Annotated in this window: 20 protein-coding genes; 14 read left to right on the top strand and 6 right to left on the bottom strand. The window is 44.0% G+C overall.

Going from position 1 to position 16,859, the window contains the following annotated elements; translation table 11 throughout:
• The first annotated feature begins 19 nt into the window (after window positions 1-19).
• Window positions 20-991 (top strand): outer membrane beta-barrel protein, encoded by a 972-nt coding sequence (locus SKC38_RS00695; protein WP_377974223.1) that lies wholly within the window; start codon window positions 20-22, stop codon window positions 989-991.
• Here SKC38_RS00695 and SKC38_RS00690 read toward each other — a convergent pair.
• Window positions 969-1,634, bottom strand: coding sequence for a hypothetical protein (locus SKC38_RS00690; RefSeq protein ID WP_377974221.1), 666 nt, complete (start codon window positions 1,632-1,634; stop codon window positions 969-971). The genes SKC38_RS00695 and SKC38_RS00690 overlap by 23 nt on opposite strands.
• Window positions 1,635-1,787: 153 nt before the next feature.
• On the opposite strand from SKC38_RS00690, the gene fabV reads away from it, so the two are divergent.
• The 3 genes from fabV to SKC38_RS00675 are packed head-to-tail and all read left to right on the top strand — an operon-like array spanning window position 1,788 to window position 4,015.
• Window positions 1,788-2,990, top strand: a complete 1,203-nt coding sequence (gene fabV / locus SKC38_RS00685; protein ID WP_377974220.1) for an enoyl-ACP reductase FabV — start codon at window positions 1,788-1,790, stop codon at window positions 2,988-2,990.
• Between the two features lie 53 nt (window positions 2,991-3,043).
• Window positions 3,044-3,460: a cyclophilin-like fold protein gene (locus SKC38_RS00680; protein ID WP_377974219.1), complete on the top strand. Its 417-nt coding sequence runs from the start codon at window positions 3,044-3,046 to the stop codon at window positions 3,458-3,460.
• A 3-nt stretch (window positions 3,461-3,463) separates the two neighbouring features.
• A complete protein-coding gene (locus SKC38_RS00675) occupies window positions 3,464-4,015 on the top strand; it encodes a sugar O-acetyltransferase (RefSeq protein ID WP_377974217.1) in 552 nt (183 codons plus the stop codon).
• On the opposite strand, the gene SKC38_RS00670 is transcribed toward SKC38_RS00675, so the two are convergent.
• Complete coding sequence (locus SKC38_RS00670) at window positions 4,007-4,918, bottom strand: helix-turn-helix domain-containing protein (protein WP_377974215.1); 912 nt, start codon at window positions 4,916-4,918, stop codon at window positions 4,007-4,009. The two genes, SKC38_RS00675 and SKC38_RS00670, sit on opposite strands and share 9 nt — an antisense overlap.
• A gap of 151 nt (window positions 4,919-5,069) precedes the next feature.
• On the opposite strand from SKC38_RS00670, the gene SKC38_RS00665 reads away from it, so the two are divergent.
• The 4 genes from SKC38_RS00665 to SKC38_RS00650 all read left to right on the top strand — a co-directional run bounded on the left by SKC38_RS00665 (window position 5,070) and on the right by SKC38_RS00650 (window position 9,139).
• Window positions 5,070-5,519 (top strand): nuclear transport factor 2 family protein, encoded by a 450-nt coding sequence (locus SKC38_RS00665; protein WP_377974214.1) that lies wholly within the window; start codon window positions 5,070-5,072, stop codon window positions 5,517-5,519.
• Between the two features lie 78 nt (window positions 5,520-5,597).
• A complete protein-coding gene (locus SKC38_RS00660) occupies window positions 5,598-6,056 on the top strand; it encodes a (2Fe-2S)-binding protein (RefSeq protein ID WP_377974858.1) in 459 nt (152 codons plus the stop codon).
• On the top strand, window positions 6,053-8,293 hold the full coding sequence (locus SKC38_RS00655; RefSeq protein WP_377974212.1) for a xanthine dehydrogenase family protein molybdopterin-binding subunit: 2,241 nt from the start codon (window positions 6,053-6,055) through the stop codon (window positions 8,291-8,293). The genes SKC38_RS00660 and SKC38_RS00655 overlap by 4 nt, the downstream gene beginning before the upstream one ends.
• Window positions 8,294-9,139 (top strand): aldo/keto reductase, encoded by an 846-nt coding sequence (locus SKC38_RS00650; RefSeq protein WP_377974210.1) that lies wholly within the window; start codon window positions 8,294-8,296, stop codon window positions 9,137-9,139.
• Here SKC38_RS00650 and SKC38_RS00645 read toward each other — a convergent pair.
• The 4 genes from SKC38_RS00645 to SKC38_RS00630 all read right to left on the bottom strand — a co-directional run bounded on the left by SKC38_RS00645 (window position 9,134) and on the right by SKC38_RS00630 (window position 12,778).
• Window positions 9,134-11,359, bottom strand: coding sequence for a molybdopterin cofactor-binding domain-containing protein (locus SKC38_RS00645; protein ID WP_377974208.1), 2,226 nt, complete (start codon window positions 11,357-11,359; stop codon window positions 9,134-9,136). The genes SKC38_RS00650 and SKC38_RS00645 overlap by 6 nt on opposite strands.
• A 114-nt stretch (window positions 11,360-11,473) precedes the next feature.
• Window positions 11,474-11,596: a hypothetical protein gene (locus SKC38_RS00640; protein ID WP_377974207.1), complete on the bottom strand. Its 123-nt coding sequence runs from the start codon at window positions 11,594-11,596 to the stop codon at window positions 11,474-11,476.
• 29 nt (window positions 11,597-11,625) lie between these two features.
• A complete protein-coding gene (locus SKC38_RS00635; protein WP_377974205.1) occupies window positions 11,626-12,177 on the bottom strand; it encodes a zeta toxin family protein in 552 nt (183 codons plus the stop codon).
• Between the two features lie 73 nt (window positions 12,178-12,250).
• Window positions 12,251-12,778: a GNAT family N-acetyltransferase gene (locus SKC38_RS00630; protein WP_377974203.1), complete on the bottom strand. Its 528-nt coding sequence runs from the start codon at window positions 12,776-12,778 to the stop codon at window positions 12,251-12,253.
• Between the two features lie 76 nt (window positions 12,779-12,854).
• Between SKC38_RS00630 and SKC38_RS00625 the strand changes: the two genes are divergently transcribed.
• The 6 genes from SKC38_RS00625 to SKC38_RS00600 all read left to right on the top strand — a co-directional run bounded on the left by SKC38_RS00625 (window position 12,855) and on the right by SKC38_RS00600 (window position 16,822).
• Entirely contained in the window at window positions 12,855-13,505 is a 651-nt protein-coding gene (locus SKC38_RS00625) for a DUF4386 domain-containing protein (RefSeq protein WP_377974201.1), read from the top strand.
• Between the two features lie 61 nt (window positions 13,506-13,566).
• On the top strand, window positions 13,567-14,469 hold the full coding sequence (locus SKC38_RS00620; protein ID WP_377974200.1) for a CorA family divalent cation transporter: 903 nt from the start codon (window positions 13,567-13,569) through the stop codon (window positions 14,467-14,469).
• A gap of 4 nt (window positions 14,470-14,473) precedes the next feature.
• The gene (locus SKC38_RS00615; protein WP_377974198.1) at window positions 14,474-15,259 is read left to right on the top strand and encodes a PhzF family phenazine biosynthesis protein; all 786 of its coding nucleotides are present in this window, start codon (window positions 14,474-14,476) and stop codon (window positions 15,257-15,259) included.
• Between the two features lie 75 nt (window positions 15,260-15,334).
• Window positions 15,335-15,499 (top strand): hypothetical protein, encoded by a 165-nt coding sequence (locus SKC38_RS00610; protein WP_377974196.1) that lies wholly within the window; start codon window positions 15,335-15,337, stop codon window positions 15,497-15,499.
• Window positions 15,492-16,094 carry a zeta toxin family protein gene (locus tag SKC38_RS00605; RefSeq protein ID WP_377974195.1) on the top strand — a complete coding sequence of 201 codons (603 nt, stop codon included), beginning with the start codon at window positions 15,492-15,494 and terminating at the stop codon, window positions 16,092-16,094. The genes SKC38_RS00610 and SKC38_RS00605 overlap by 8 nt, the downstream gene beginning before the upstream one ends.
• Window positions 16,095-16,306: 212 nt before the next feature.
• Entirely contained in the window at window positions 16,307-16,822 is a 516-nt protein-coding gene (locus SKC38_RS00600; protein ID WP_377974193.1) for a DinB family protein, read from the top strand.
• The last annotated feature ends 37 nt before the right edge of the window (window positions 16,823-16,859 follow it).

Genomic DNA, 16,859 nt, shown 5'->3' with positions numbered 1-16,859 from the left:
AGTAGCGAACTCGTTTTGAATGAAGAAATTGTTGGTTTTTTGTTTGTTTAGTCTGTCCGCTTGGGGACAATCGGATACCTTACACTATTCGTTTGGCGCCTATGCTGAAACCTATTATGGACGTTCATTTACGAATCCTCAGGCTGATGAAAAGTCGGCCTTGTTTTATAACCATACAACGCTAAATCAACCGGCTGTCAATTTGGGATTAATCACTTTTTCAGCGTCTAATTCGAAGTGGACTTTTCAAGGCGATTTCATGCTTGGCACTTATTCGCAGAAAAACTTGGCCTCGGAACCGGGTATGTTGAAACATATATACCAATTCAATGCATCATTACAAATAGCGCCTAAACATCAACTGATGCTAGGCATTATGCCATCCCACATTGGCTTGGAATCAGCCAAAAACTGGGAAAACCCAAGTTTTACGCGAAGCTATATCGCCGAAAATTCGCCGTATTATGAATCGGGATTAGCGTGGGTTTACAGTCCGAGCCAACGTGTGAACCTGAAGCTATTTGCCTTAACCGGTTGGCAAACGATGCACAAATTCCGACCGGCCTTAGGGACACAGTTAACAATTGAAAATGCCAAGGGCATTCGATTTAATTCCAGTGGCTTTATCGGAGATGAAGGCAAGGGCCTACGTGTTTTTTACGATAATTATGTCCAAATACCGCTTTCTAATTCAGTAAGTTGGACATTGTGCGAAGATGTGGGCTTTGAGTCAGGAAATTTTTGGCATGGTGGCTCGACATTTCTTACTTGGCAAATCAGACCCGCGTTGAAGTTGACAGGTCGTTTGGAATATTATACTGACCCCAAGGCGATTATTTTGGCAGAATCATTTTCAGACCTGTCGCAATCGTTGTCGGCGGATTACCAACTAACCTCCTGGGGAATGCTGCGAACAGAATGGAAACATTCGGAGAAATGGGGGAATGAAGTGTTGTTAGGGGTGTTGCTTAATTTAAATTTAGGCCAATAGCTAACCCAAACCAAGGTTTTTGTTCAAACAACCAGGTTGATTTATTTGAGTCCAATAATTGATCTGTTCCATACGCCAGGCCAACCGTAAAGTTGTTGATTGCCATGATTCCAGCAATTCCTTTGGAGAATACAATTCCTTGATATTCATTCGAGATCGGTAAGGAGCTAACATCGGAATTGATTACAGAATTCCCAATGCCAAGTAAGCCACCGAACGAAAATCCGATATGCTCCACACGGCGCTTATACTTGCCCGTCGGTGTTAATGGATACCTGATTTTAAACAAATCATTTCGCCAGCCTAAGTATAGCGAAGCGTTGATGTCGCTTGTTAATTGGCCAGGAATAGATTGAACAGAAGTTCTATATTTAACAGGTATTGTGATAACATCAATGTCAAAACTTGCATGATGGAGCAAATAATTTTTAGGTGAATTTACGATGGCGGGAATGGCGGGACCTAATTTATTATGAACAAAAAATTGTAGTGTATCTCCTTGATTTTCAAGATAGATGGCATGTTTTTGGCCATTTTCTAGCTGAGTATACACGCCATCATGAAGTTCATTTTTGGCCGCTTGTTTGACAATTCCACAGCTGGCGAATAATATTCCTAAGATCAAAAAGTAGAATAAACGCATTTGATTTCAATTTTTCAGACGCAAATGTACGAAAAACCTGTTCCATCTAGCTTGCTGCTAATTCTATTAATTGAGTTGCTGAATAGAGAACGCCTCAACACTATGGATAATTAGGTGCTTTAACTATATTTGCACAAACAAAATTCGAGCACTATGATTATTGAACCTAGAATGAGAGGGTTTATCTGTTTGACTTCACATCCGAAAGGCTGCGAGAAAAACGTCTTAAATCAAATTGACTACGTGAAGTCCAAAGGCAAAATTGCCGGGGCGAAAAAAGTGCTCGTGATTGGAGCCTCTACAGGTTTTGGTTTAGCCTCTCGGATTACAAGTGCATTCGGATCGGATGCTGCAACGATTGGCGTATTTTTTGAAAAAGCTCCTGCTGAAGGCAAAACGGCTTCTCCTGGATATTATAACAGCCTTGCTTTCGAAGCAGCGGCAAAAGATGCGGGGCTTTATGCCAAAAGCATCAATGGCGATGCATTCTCAAACGAAGTAAAAGCACAAACGATCGACTTAATCAAGGCGGATCTAGGCCAGGTAGATTTAGTGATCTACAGTTTAGCGTCTCCCGTGCGCCAACACCCGGTAACGGGCGTGTTGCATCGTTCGGTATTGAAGCCTATTGGCGATACATTTTCCGATAAGACGGTTGATTTCCACACAGGGAATGTTTCCGAGGTGACAATTACGCCTTGTAATGACGAAGATATTGCGAATACAGTTGCCGTGATGGGTGGGGAAGATTGGCAGATGTGGATGGACGCATTATTAAGCGCAGGTGTTTTAGCGGAAGGTGCGATGACGGTTGCCTATTCGTACATTGGGCCAAAAGTAACGGAGCCAGTTTACCGTAAAGGAACAATCGGAATGGCGAAAGACCATTTAGAATCAACAGCGTTCAAGATTACAGAAGACCTAGCCAAAATTGGCGGCAAAGCTTTTGTTTCTGTAAATAAAGCGCTAGTTACCCAAGCGAGTTCAGCGATTCCGGTGATTCCATTGTACATCTCTTTGCTTTATAAAATTATGAAAGCCAAAGGAACGCACGAAGGTTGCATCGAGCAAATCCAACGCCTTTTCAGCGCGCGTCTATATACGAACGGTTCGATTCCTGTGGATGAGAAAGGTCGTATTCGCATCGACGATTGGGAAATGGACGAAGCGGTTCAAAAAGAAGTGGCTGAATTGTGGAAAGGAGCTACGACGGAAAACTTACCTTCGATTGGTGACTTGAATGGATATAAGTCGGATTTCTTAAACTTGTTCGGATTTGGATTTGATGGCGTGGATTACGCCGCGGAGGCCAACGAAATGGTGGAGATTCCGGGGTTGATTACCGTAGAAAAATAAATAGGAAAGCCAATCGTCAATAGACGGTTGGCTTTTATTTCATATTCCAACAAATGAATCAGCGATTTTATCTCTCAATCATTTTATTTCTCTTGTGTTTTAGCGTGATGTCTAAGCCTTCAACCATCAAAATTTCTATTGGAGCAAAAGCTTTCTATGCCACATTGAAAGAAAGTGAAAGTGTTAACGCTTTTATCAAGCAGTTGCCTTTGACCTTATCCATGGAGGAGTTGAATGGAAATGAAAAATACGCAGAATTAAAGTATCCCTTACCTACTCAGGCAGAATCCATAGGCAACATTCAAACCGGAGATTTACTGTTATATGGGAATAATGTCTTGGTCCTTTTTTATGAATCTTTTTCGACACCTTATCGCTATACCCGCATTGGGAAAGTAACTGATACTTCGGGCCTTTCGAAAGCACTAGGTATCGGAAATTGTCAAGTGAAATTCGAACTTAATCCCTAATCCATGAGCATATTTGAACGCATGCGCGCTGGCGGAATTATTCCTAACACGGATCCAGCCTGGGCGGAAGTTTGGGAGATTGTGAATCAAACGATTGCGCTTTCGGCCAAGCTGAATTCCTCGGGCAATGTCGACGATATTCGAGCTATTTTATCTGAAATTTTAGGCCAAAGCATTGATCCCTCGACAACGGTTTTAGCACCTTTTTCAACCAATTTTGGTAAACACACAACAATTGGGAAAAACGTATTTATTAACCATGGCTGCTCGTTTTTAGACTTAGGCGGAATTACGATTGAAGACGATGTGTTGATCGGGCCACAAGTGAAATTAGTGACCGAAAATCATCCCGTGGATCCTAGCAACCGCAAGAGCCTGGATTTGAAGTCTGTTCACATTGGAAAAAATGTATGGCTAGGTGCTGGAGCTATTATTTTGCCGGGTGTTACGGTGGGCGAAAATTCGATAGTAGCAGCTGGTGCGGTGGTGACGAATGACGTTCCCGCGAATACAATTGTGGGAGGCGTTCCGGCAAAGTTTATTAAATCAATTTAACGACCGATACTCATTCGGCGTTTGTCCCACGCGTTGCTTGAACAAGCGTGTGAAATGTTGCGGGTATTTAAAGCCCATCTCAAAGGCAATTTCATTAATGGTTTTATCCGTATCAAATACGCGGTTTTTCGCCACGTCGATCGTCTTGTTTTGGATGTAATCTTTGGCCGTTAATCCCGTTTCTTTTTTGATTAAATCGCCAAAATAATTCGCGGATAAATGTAGCTCATTCGCAAAATAACTGACGGATGGAATGCCGTTCACTTGTGCTTGATCGGTTTCAAAATACTGATGCATGAGAGTTTCAAAACGCTCCAAAATGCCCTTGTTGACATGCTCCCGCGTGATGAATTGACGGTCGTAGAACCGTTGGCAATAATCTAAAAACAATTCGATGTTCGAGACGATCAACTTCTTGGAATGCTTATCGATGGGTTGTTTGAGTTCGAATTCTATTTTGGCAAAACAGTCCAAGATCATTTTTTGCTCATCCTCCGATAGGTGCAGCGCCTCGTGCGATTCGTAATGAAAGAATTTATAGTGCGAAATGCTTCTACCTAGGTTTGTCCCGATGAGTAAATCCGGATGGAAAACAAGTCCATGTCCTTGCGGCTGATACCGGATTTTGGGGTTCTGCATTTCGGCCACTTGCCCAGGAGCAAAGAAAACTAATGTGCCCGCCTGGTAATCGTAAGTGTGTTTTCCATAACGGATATCTCCGCAAACCACCTCTTTTAATACGACGCTATAGAGCCCATATTGAAATCGAAGGGTATCTGCATCGCCCCAATCACGTACGTTGGCTTTAGAATAATCCAACACAGACACGAGCGGATGTAGCGTCTTGTGATTGTTATTTTGATTGTATTCGTCGATGTTATTAACCTGAATCGTTTTTTCCATGGGATTAGCTTGAATGAACGAATTTACCAATTATCTGATATCCATACGTCGCAATGATTTCCAATCCGTAAAAATGGTAGGAAAACCCGGAATTTATCTACGATGCTTTTGCTACATTCGATGCAAATTTGTAGCTAAACAAATAAGACCTATGAAATCAATTCTTTTATTCGTGAGCCTTTCGCTCCTAACGCTTTCTACTACATTCGCTCAAAGCGCTGAAGAACAATCTTTAATCCAATTGTCGATGGACAAATGGCAATGGATGTCCGACAAAGACGTGGACAAGCTTGACAAATTATTCGATGCCAAAGCCAAATTCGTACACATGAGCGGAACCTGGAAGAAGGATGAGGAATTAGACATCATCAAAACGGGTCGTATTTGGTACAAGAAAGCGACAGTGAAGGATACAGCCGTGGAGATTTCGGGTAATACCGCGATTGTTTGGAATCGAATCAACCTAGATTCCATCGTTCGTGATAATGTGGCCATTAATGAATTTACGGTTACCGAGGTTTACCAAAAACAAGGAAAGGATTGGAAAATGCTCGCATTGACCTTTAGCAGTGTGCGTGATACGCACCAAATCAAGCACTAATCTTGTTTGAAAAGTATAACTATTGATTGCTTTGATTCTCTATATTTGCTTCGATTCTTTTAAATCACCTAGACTATGATCAAGAAATATTCCGTTCGCATTAACAAGAAAGTCCACCAGGTAGAGGCGGACGAAAACATGCCCCTTTTGTGGGTTCTCCGAGATATTCTCGGTATGGAAGGTACTAAATACGGTTGTGGCGTGGGCTCCTGCGGGGCTTGCACGGTGCATTTAAATGGTGATGCGGTTCGCTCTTGCCAACTGCCGATTTCAGCTTTGGCGGGGATGGAAATCACCACTATCGAAGGTTTATCTTTAAAGGGAGATCACCCTGTTCAAAAAGCGTGGTTGGACGTTGACGTCGCTCAATGTGGCTATTGTCAATCAGGCCAAATCATGAGCGCCGCGGCACTATTGAAAAGCACTCCCAACCCTACGGAAGAAGATATCGAGAACTTCATGACCGGTAATATTTGTCGGTGCGGAACCTATACCCGTATCAAAAAAGCTATCCAACAAGCCGCAGCGAAATCATGAAAAAGACAGAAACTAATTACAGCAGACGTTCGTTCTTAAAAGTATCATCGCTCTCCGGCGGAGGCATGATGCTCGGTATTTCTTGGTTCGCGAGTGCAAAACCCGTGGAATCCTTAGGCGAATTGAACATCGAACCCGTATGGCAAGAGGTGACCAGTTTCATCAAAATTGCGTCGGATAATTCGATTAAAATATTTTCTCCTAATCCTGAATTTGGCCAAAACGTGATGACTTCTTTACCGATGTTGATCGCCGAGGAATTGGATGTGGATTGGAAGCAGGTCGAGGTAGAGCAAGGCAATTATGATAATAAAGCGTTTCCACGCCAATTTACCGGCGGTAGCCAAGGCGTTCGCATGGCTTGGAAGCAATTGCGGACGGTGGGTGCTGCGGCCCGACAAATGATTTTGACGGCAGCAAGCCAGGCTTGGAACTTACCCGTGTCGGAATTAACGACTTCAAATGGACTAGTGACGCATGCGTTCAGTGGTAAATCAGAAAGCTACGGAACCTTTGCGGCGGCAGCTTCGAAATTACCGGTTCCTAAGGATATTGTATTAAAAGGCAATCAGTCTTTCCGCTTGTTGGGTACACCACAAAAGAACGTGGTAGGACCTAAAATCGTGCAAGGAAAACCTTTGTTTGGTTTGGATTACCGCGAGGCTAGCATGTTATATGCCATGACGGAACGTCCACCGGCTTTCGGGATGCAATTGAAATCCTTCGATGCGACCGCGGCGAAAAAGATGCCGGGCATCGTAGATATTTTCCCAATCAAAGTCTACAATGACGACCATAAATTTGCGGGTTTTGATACGCGTTCCTTCAATGAAGTCATTGCCGTCGTGGGTAAATCCACCTGGGACGTCATGAATGCGCGCAAGAAAATCAAGGCGGTTTGGGAAGTAGGTCCTGAGCGAAAAGAGGCGGGCCAAAATAACCGCGAAACCTTGATTCCATCAGGATTAGAAAGCACCAAAAAGCACTATGCGCAAATGCTGGAAATGGATAAAAAACCCGGCCGCATCGAGCGGAAAGATGGGGATCCTGAAAAGGCTTTTGCGGAGGCGAAACACGTGATCGAACGGACTTTTACAGCGCCGTTTTTAGCGCATAATATCATGGAGCCTACGAATACCTTTGCGCATTTTGTTGGCGACAAAGTCCGTTTCGTGGCACCGATTCAGATTCCCGACATGATGGTTCCATCCATCGTGGCACGCTTAGGGATTCCGAGAGAAAATATATCGATTGAATTAGCACGAATGGGTGGCGGTTTCGGTCGGCGCGCTTACGGTCACTACATGATCGAAGCAGCCCTGATTTCAAAGCAAGCAAACGCGCCTGTTAAATTAATTTACACACGCGAAGATGATGTAAGTGGGGGTATTTACCGACCATCCTATCAGTTGACCTACCGTGCTGCCTTCGACGAAAACAAGCGGTTAACGGCGATGCACATCAAAGGCGGAGGCGTTCCAGAATCTCCTTTGCACGCAAACCGTTTCCCTGCAGGAGCGTTGGATAATTACCTGGCTGAGAGTTGGGCAATTCCATCGAACATTACGATTGGTGCGTTCCGTGCACCGCGCTCCAACTTTAATGCGGCGGCAGAGCAGTCCTTTTTAGATGAGATTTCGGAATACATGGGCAAAGATCCGATCGCATTTCGTTTGGAATTATTGCAGCGCGCGAAAGATAATCCGGTTGGAAAAACCAACGATTACGATGCGAGCCGTTACATGGGCGTATTGGAATTAGTTCGCGATAAATCGGGCTGGGGCAAACCGGAAAATGCGGGTAAAAAGCGCGGCGTTTCGGCGTATTTCTGCCACAATTCCTATGCGGCACAGGTTATTGATTTGCAGGTGAAAGGCGATCAAGTGACGGTCGACCAAGTAACCACAGCTTTGGATTGCGGCGTGGTCGTGAACCCTGAGGGAGCGAAAAACATGGCCGAAGGTGCAGCGATCGACGGAATTGGCAATGCCTTGTTTGGTCAGTTGACATTAACGGATGGTAAAACGGACCAAAAGAATTTTGATACCTACCGCATGATTCGCCACAATGAGGCACCGAAGAAAATCGATGTGCATTTTGTGAAGAATGAGATTGATCCAACGGGTCTTGGCGAGCCACCATTCCCACCGGTTTTTGCTGCGGTGGCGAATGCGTTATACAAGGCGACGGGAAAACGTTTTTACCAACAACCCTTTCAACCCCAGTTAAAAGCATAAATGGAATTTGTTACGTTAAACAATGGAGTGAAGATGCCCATTTTGGGCTTTGGGGTGTTTCAAATTCCGGATGCTGCCGCTTGTGAGCAGGCGGTTTTAGATGCGATTTCGGTGGGATATCGGTCCATAGATACTGCTGCTTCTTATGGAAATGAGGAGTCGGTGGGTCGGGCGATTGCAGCATCGGGCGTGGATCGCAAGGAGCTGTTTATCACCACCAAATTGTGGATTCAGAGCCAAGGCTATGAGGGAACTTTGCAGGCATTTGAGCAATCGATGCAGAAATTAGGACTTGATTACTTGGACCTTTATTTGATTCATCAGCCCTATGGCGATGTGTTTGGGGAGTGGCGCGCGATGGAAAAATTGTACAAGGAAGGTCGCATTAGGGCAATCGGGATTAGCAATTTCCAAGCGGATCGCGTCGTGGATTTGATGATTCATACGGAGATTGTGCCGGCGGTGAATCAGGTGGAGACACATCCTTTCCAACAGCAAATCGCGAATCAAGCCTTTATGCAAGAGAACAACATTCAGATCGAATGTTGGGCACCTTTTGCGGAAGGGAAGAATGGGATGTTTACCAATGAACTACTAGGGACCATCGCGGCAAAACATAACAAATCCATTGCACAAGTCATCTTGCGTTGGTTGGTTCAACGGGACGTCGTGACGATACCTAAAACGGTGAGTCGGGAACGAATGGTGGAGAATTTTAACATCTTCGACTTTCAATTAAGCGAGGCCGAAATGACGCAAATCCAAACCCTCGATACGCAGACATCTAGCTTTTTCGATCACCGAGATCCGGTGATGGTGAAATGGCTAGGGGAGCGTAAATTATAAATTATCTGAAAAGGGCTGCCGGTAATGTCTTTTGCCGGTGGCCTGATACAGGGCATTCGCTAATGCGCCAAATACCGGTGGATAGGCAGGTTCGCCCATACCTGTGGGGTCGATTTCGTTCTTCACAAAATGTACCTCAATTTTCTTGGGAGCCTCATGATGACGAATCATCCGATACGTGTCAAAGTTGGAGCTCTGTGGCACCCCTTTCTCAATCGTCATTTTGCCAAACATCGCAGCTCCGATTCCATCCACAATGCCTCCTTCCGATAGGTTTTTAGCCCCATCGGGGTTGATGACAATGCCACAATCGACCGCACAAACCACATTTTGAACGACGGGCGCACCCTCTTTCATCTCCAAATCGAGCACGTGGGCCGCATAGGAATCGTGGCAGAAATAGGCCGAAACCCCACGTTTTTTGCCTGCGTTTTCGGGTTTGCCCCAGCCGGATTTATCACGCACTAATCGCAATACTTCCGCATAGCGTTCCGGTTCGTATTCATTGTTTTTGCCCACGGGTTTATCCTTTGCTCGCTGCAATAATTCCAAGCGGAAAGCAATGGGATCTTTGCCCGCAAATTCAGCTAATTCATCCATAAAGGATTGTTCTGCCGCAGCCATGAAATTGGAACGTGGTGCGCGGAATGAGCCTACGGTAATGTTGCTGTCAATCGTCCAGTCTTCGGCCAAATAATTGTCGACCGCCCCTGCTGGGAAGCGGTTGGGATATAAAGGCGATTCAGGGATTCCTCCCGCTTTGACGTGAAAACCAATCACTTGATTATTGGCATCCAACGCCGCGCGGTAGGTTGCCGTATAGGTAGAGCGGTAAATGCCCGCGGTCATGTCGTCCTCGCGGGAGTAGATAAGTTTGATGGGCGCTTGAACTTGTTGGGAAATCAAGGCTGCCTCGACCAACCAGTGGGAATACGATCGCCGACCGAATCCGCCGCCTAAACGCGTCATTTTAATGTCGATATTTTCGAGTGGAATTCCGATACGCGCCGAGAGCGTTTGTTCGCTGAATTCTGGTTTTTGAAGTGGCCCAGCTAAACTTGCTTTATCCTTCGTCACATGGGCGAAAAAGTTCATCGGCTCCATGCAATTATGTGCCAAATAAGGGCCATAATAGGTTTTTTCTATGACCTTCGCTGCATTTTTAAAAGCCGTTTCGATGTCACCATCCTTGCGTCTAACCGTACCTGGAACGTCTTTTTTCGCCGCCATTTGCGCCTCATGTACGGAGGTGCTTTCGAGGCCTGCGGGAACATTTTCGGTGATTTTCCGACCGAGCATGTCGCGTTTCTGGGTATAAGACGCAAAAGGTATCCATTCAACTTTTAAGACTTTTTTGGCTTGCATGACTTCCCAAGTGCTGCGTCCTACAATTGCGACTACTTCCGGGAAAGTAGTCGTATCGAAGAAAGTTTTTTCGTAGCCTTCGTTGTATAGTTTGATCGGGAAAACCGCTTTGATGCCAGGCATTTTTAAGGCTTTTGACGCATCAAAAGAGGCTAATTTCATCCCAAAAGCGGGTGGATGCGCCACCATCGCGAACAGCATGCCAGGCACGCGAGTATCGATGCCGTAAAGCGGTTGGCCCGTCACAATCTTTCGTATATCGACTTGTTGTTTGGAATGGCCGATGATCTGGAAGTCCTTCACCGACTTCAATGCAATATTTGTAGGTACGGGAATCGTCGCAGCAAAAGCAGCCATTTGCCCATAAGTAGCGGTTTTTCCTGAAGCGGTATGATTTAATACACCGGCTTTCGTGCTAATTTCTGCCACGGGAACTTGCCATTGTTGGGCCGCAGCCTCCTTGAGCATTTGTCGGGCCGTAGCCCCCGCCATCCGTAAGGGTTTCCAACCTTGATGAATCGCTTGACTTCCGCCGATGAACTGGCGGGTAAAATGTTTGGTATCTAAATCGGCCTGAATAACCTCTACTTGTTTCCAATCTACATCCAATTCCTCCGCCACGATCATGGGCATGGAGGTCTTCACGCCTTGTCCACTTTCGGGGTTAGGGGACATGATTTGGATGCGATTATCGACTAAAATCTTGACAAAACCATTGAGCTCGATGGGCTGAGTACCCGGAGTCGATTGCGCACGGGCTTGCGATAAAAAGGAGAAGCTAAGTAAAAATCCTCCGCCACTGAGGGCTGAAGCTTTGAGGAAGTCTCTCCGGTTTAGGTTCGATGGCTTTTTCATGGCAAGAGGTTTATCAAGAGGATAAAGTAAAGGAACCTAAGCGAGAAAAAGAAATATATTTTACGGGTATTTCTACCAAAATTACTGATGTTAGCCGGGCAATCTTGCTAATTATTAAATCTGTATATCTTCCGGCTTGATGTGTTGGATTTTGCCGTCACGGAAAACGACGAGTGGGGTGCCTGTTTTCTTTTTCAAAGCAACTAAATAGGCGGGAATTTTAGATATTCCTTTCATGATACGGTCAAAATCATCATTTGATGAGCTTACAAGTTTCTTTTTAGGAGCAGCCATGTTGAGTTGTCGTTTATGTTGATTGGATGATTCAATCGTTTACTGGCAATAAGACTAAGTACGGCATTTGACGAATCAAATATCATGAAATTGTCTACGATGGGCAAGTAGATTTGGAATAAATTCTTAATTCCAGCAGAATATCGTCTTTCAATAATATCAGCAGTGATATGGTGTCCGCCACTTTTTACACGATATATTACACGTTCTTGAGCTAATTCAATGGAATTCAGCCAAAAGTATAACAAAGTCACCTCGTAATGCTTTTTTTGAGCTTGTTTTATGATGTGTTGGTAGGACTTTGCAGCAAGTGTGGTTTCGAAGCAGAAGGTTTTACCAGCATCAATTAAGTTCTGAATTTCAGAAAGCATTATTCTTCCAGCTAAAATAGCTACAGAATCAGGATTGAAAGGGGAGATTAGTTTAGCGATATCATCTGCATTGACGAATTCTTTGCATGTAATTAATTCGGGTAGCACTGTTACAGATGCTGTAGACTTTCCAGCACCATTACACCCCGCCAAAATATACAATCGCTAGCTCATGGCATAAATCTACGCCTGAATGAGCTTCGTTGTTATTCGATTTTGTAGATTATCAGGAAGTTGATAAAATATCGAATTTCATCAACACATCCCGCTGCGCATCATCACCCAATTGAAAGATATGTTCCCCAAATTCCACAAATCCCTGCTTTTGATAAAATCGAATCGCCCGCGGATTTTCTTCCCAAACACCTAGCCAGATATACGGTGCCTTGCGTGCTTGTGCGATGGCTAACGCTTGTTCATAAAGAAGCGCGCCTACTTGCGTTCCGTGGTATTGCTGAAGTACATAAATGCGTTCGATTTCCAGGGCATTGGGGTCCTGATTTTCACTTTGTGCATCGGCCCAATTCACTTTTAAATAGCCTATCACTTCCTCTTTTTGAAGGGCAAAGTAAAACTGGGAATTTTCGTTTCGCAGTTCTTCCCCGAGTTTATCCTCAGAAAACCCCTCTTCCAGATACGACGCTAAATTTTCCTCTGAATTGTTAGCGGCAAAAGTTTCCGCAAAGGTTTTTTGGCCGATGGCTTGTAAGGCAACGAGGTCGAATGGGGAGGCTTGTCGGATTATTACATTCATTGATTTCAAATATAGCGAGCTTGCCGTTTAAATAATAATCCGTTTTTGATTTCAAATAATTTTCCAAATTGCATACATGACAGCAACACGCAAAACATCTTTGACCGCAGGTATCCTCTACCTATTGACCTTCATTTCGATACCGACCTTATCGCTTTACCATGAAATTCACCAGCCGAATTTTATCACTAGCTCGGCGCCGTCGAGCGATGTGGTGCTCGGGGGAATTTTGGAATTGTTGATGGCACTGGCCTGCATCGGGACGGCACTCGCTTTTTATCCCGTTTTGAAGAAGCAAAATGAAAGCTTGGCTTTGGGTTTTGTAGCCGCTCGAATTTTGGAAGCAACATTGATCTTTGCAGGTGTTGCGAGTTTACTAACGGTGTTAAGTCTTCGTAGTTTAGGCAGCGAGTCGCAGGTGTTGGCTCGTGGACTCGTGATGCTCTACGACCGCTTGTTTTTAATTAGCCAAAGTTTCATTCCCGCCGTCAATGCCTTGCTTTTGGGAACCCTGCTTTATCAAACACGTCTTGTTCCACGAATTTTACCCATCATCGGAATTATCGGGGCCTTTACGTTGGCAGCTGGCGATGTAGCTGTTTTATATGGTGTGTTCGATCAGCGCGCGCCAGAAATCGCATTAACCGTTTTACCTATTGCACTTTGGGAGTTTTCTCTTGGGCTGTATTTGGTTGGGAAAGGCTTTCTGCCACGCGAAAACGAATAATATTGGTTTTTATGTCGAATGCGGGACTTAAATTTCTATTTTTGAGTTTATATGAATTCACATGGCCATCATTAAATCAAAATGTCCTAATCACCGCCTAGAATGGGTTGACTTGACAGCGCCCAGCCAGGAAGAATTGGATGAAATAAGCGAAACGTACGCCTTGAAGCGTTCGGCTATTACGGCTTGTTTGCAGGCAGACCATTTGCCTAAGCATGAGGATTCAGAGGGAACGCATTTTATCATTACCCGTTTGTTGATTCCTCGTCCGCAAAAGCAAGCCATTTCGATTCAATCTATTTCGACGAAGGTTGCCTTTTTTTACCGACCGGGCTTGCTGATAACGGTACATCGTTTGCCACATCACTTTATTGAAGAAGTGAAAACCAAGTTTTTTGATACGGGCGTTTTTACCTTGGTTGAGTCGCTGGTAGCTAAAATGCTTTGGCATATTTTGCATTCTTATGAGTCTCCTGCGGTACATTTATCGAATGAGTTGGATGAATTTGAGAGTAAAGTATTCTCCCAAAATTTAACCCCCGAAATGTTGTCTGAATTGTATCAAATCAAGCGCATGTCGTTGATCAGCAAGAAATTATTATTGTTCAGTCAAGAGGCGGTTAGTTCGATTAAATTACATGAGCAAGATGGCGCCGTTTTACAAGATGCGCGCGATCTTCATATCAAATTGTTAAACATCTATGATCAAATTCATGAGGACGTTTCCAACTTAGTGAATTTTTATTTGTCCATTTCCGCACAGAAAACCAACGATGTCATCAAGGTATTGACCATTTTTTCTGTGTTTTTTATGCCGCTTACTTTTGTCGTGGGCATTTATGGCATGAACTTTGAACACATGCCTGAGTTAAAATCTTCGTGGGGCTATCCAGGGGTACTCGCCTCAATGTTACTGATCAGTGTCTTGATTTATTCCTGGTTTAGACGCAAAAAATGGCTTTAATGATATGAAAATTCCCATATTCCAAGTTGACGCCTTCACGAACGAACGTTTCAAAGGCAATCCCGCTGCGGTTTGTCCTTTAGATATTTGGCTTTCTGATGCCGTGATGCAAAACATTGCCGCGGAGAATAATTTAGCTGAAACGGCTTTTATTGTCCCTGCGGGTGATCGCTATGAAATTCGTTGGTTCACCCCCACGGTCGAAGTGGATTTGTGTGGACACGCAACCTTAGCAAGCGCCTATGTATTGTTTCATGAATTGGGATTTGCGGGGGACCAAATCAATTTCCATTCTCCGCGTAGTGGCCCCTTAACCGTATCGAAAAACGGTTCTGTTTTAGCCTTGAATTTTCCCGTAGACTCCTTAACAGAATTGCCTGTTCAAGCTGTGCATGGCATCGGATTATCCCGTGGGCCTCGCCAGGTATTCAAAGGCAAAACGGACTATCTTTTTGTCTACGATTCGGAAGCGGAAATTCTAGCTTTGCAGCCCGATTTCGAAGCCTTGAAAAACCATCCCGTTCGCGGCATCATTGTGACGGCACCCGGCGAAACAACGGATTTTGTGTCTCGCTTTTTTGGCCCCGCTTGTGGCGTAAATGAAGATCCCGTGACAGGTTCCGCGCATACGAGCTTGACACCTTATTGGGCTTCTGTCCTGGGGAAGAATGAATTAACGGCCCGACAACTCTCTCAAAGAACGGGAGATTTAACTTGTAAACTAATAGGAGATCGTGTGGAGATTGCGGGGGAGGCTGTGTTGTATTTGCGAGGGGAGATTGAAGTGTAATATGTTAATTATAAGCATATTGGATTTTAATACAGAAATTAAATTGTAATTTTGTCTTTCAATAATTCTTCAATTATGGAAAACTTTTCAAATACTGGAAAACGAGTTGTTTTTTTTCAAAAGCAATTGGAGAAAGCCATGCCTGCGGTTAGACAACAAATTAAGGTCTACGAGTCACATGTTAAATCGGGTAGTACAAATAAATCCCCTAAAGTAGCACCTCAATTCAATAATGCATAATCCACGTTTGCTGGTAATTGCGGGATGTAATGGCTCTGGTAAATCTTCGTTTTCAAAGTTCTTAGTACCATCTTCAAATACAATCCCCTTCGATTATGATTCCCACTTCTTAAGCCATTATAGGGCCTTAATAGATATTGATATTAAGGAACAAATGGCACATAATTTGGCGTCAACGGATTTAAACGATGAGATTGAAGAAGCGTGGAAAAGCAGGAAAGATTTCGCTTTTGAAACGAATTTTGATACCGAACCCATGTATTGGCCTAATCAATTTAAAGCTAAAGGATATGACCTTTTTTTGATATTTCTTTGCTTGGATTCGATTGAGTTGGCGAATAAACGTGTTTTAATCAGGGTGGAAAATGGAGGACATTTTGTGTCTACTCATGAAGTTGAGCGGAGATATTATGCAGGATTTGAAAACTTGAATAAGTATTATGCTCAGTTTGATTTTATCGATATATTTGAAGGTTCTGCTCATGCAAGAATCCCTGAGCACATGGCAACAGTTGAAAATGGCAAAGTGGTCTTTTCTACTTTGGATCGTTATCTATATCTAAAAAACCTAATTCCTGAGTTAATCTCCCGCTAAGTAGCTCATTTAATTGGCTTTTTTGCTAGGAGGAAATAACACGTAAAGATGAAAAATAGTAAACAAGCTAAGTCGGGCGGAATGCTGGGAACAAAAACAAAACGTGTGTCAGATTTGTCCAACAAGGCGAATATAATCCCCAAAAGTCCCTTTAAAAGTAATTTGGCAAAAACAGCAAATAAACGAATTAACAACCCTTATAAATTATAACCATGAAAAAACTATTCACCTTTTTGGCAATCCTTGCCATGGCCAGCAACCTGACTGCTCAAACTCCGAAAGCTAACCTATTGAAAGACTGGGAGCGTGCACGTGCTTATACGAAAGAATACTTAGACGCAATGCCGGAAACGGGTTATGCCTTAAAGCCAACGAAAGAAATGCGTTCTTTTGCTGGCCAAATGCTTCACCTTTCAGATGCGATTTACATGTTTGTGGGAACGGCAACGGATGTAGCTCCTACAGCAAAGGATTTAGAAAAATCGAATGATGTGGCGAAAGCAAGTGTAACCGAGAAAGTGTTAGCAGCCTATGATTTTGCGATCAACGCGATCAAAAATGTGCCGGATGCGAAATTAGCGGAGTCGGTAAAATTGTTTGGTCGTTTCGACATGACAATAGGCCAAGCAATTGACAAAGCTTTTGAACACCAAACACACCACCGCGGACAAGCAACGGTGTATATCCGTTTGGCTGGCGCTACGCCACCACAAGAGAAATTGTTCTAGTCTAAACATTTTCCATAGAAAAGGGTTTGTCTTTTAT

It is taken from the genome of Aquirufa echingensis, assembly GCF_042714525.1.
Taxonomy (GTDB): Bacteria; Bacteroidota; Bacteroidia; order Cytophagales; family Spirosomataceae; genus Aquirufa; species Aquirufa echingensis.
Note: the sequence above shows the minus strand (reverse complement) of the source record. Positions and strands in the feature narration are given on the sequence as shown.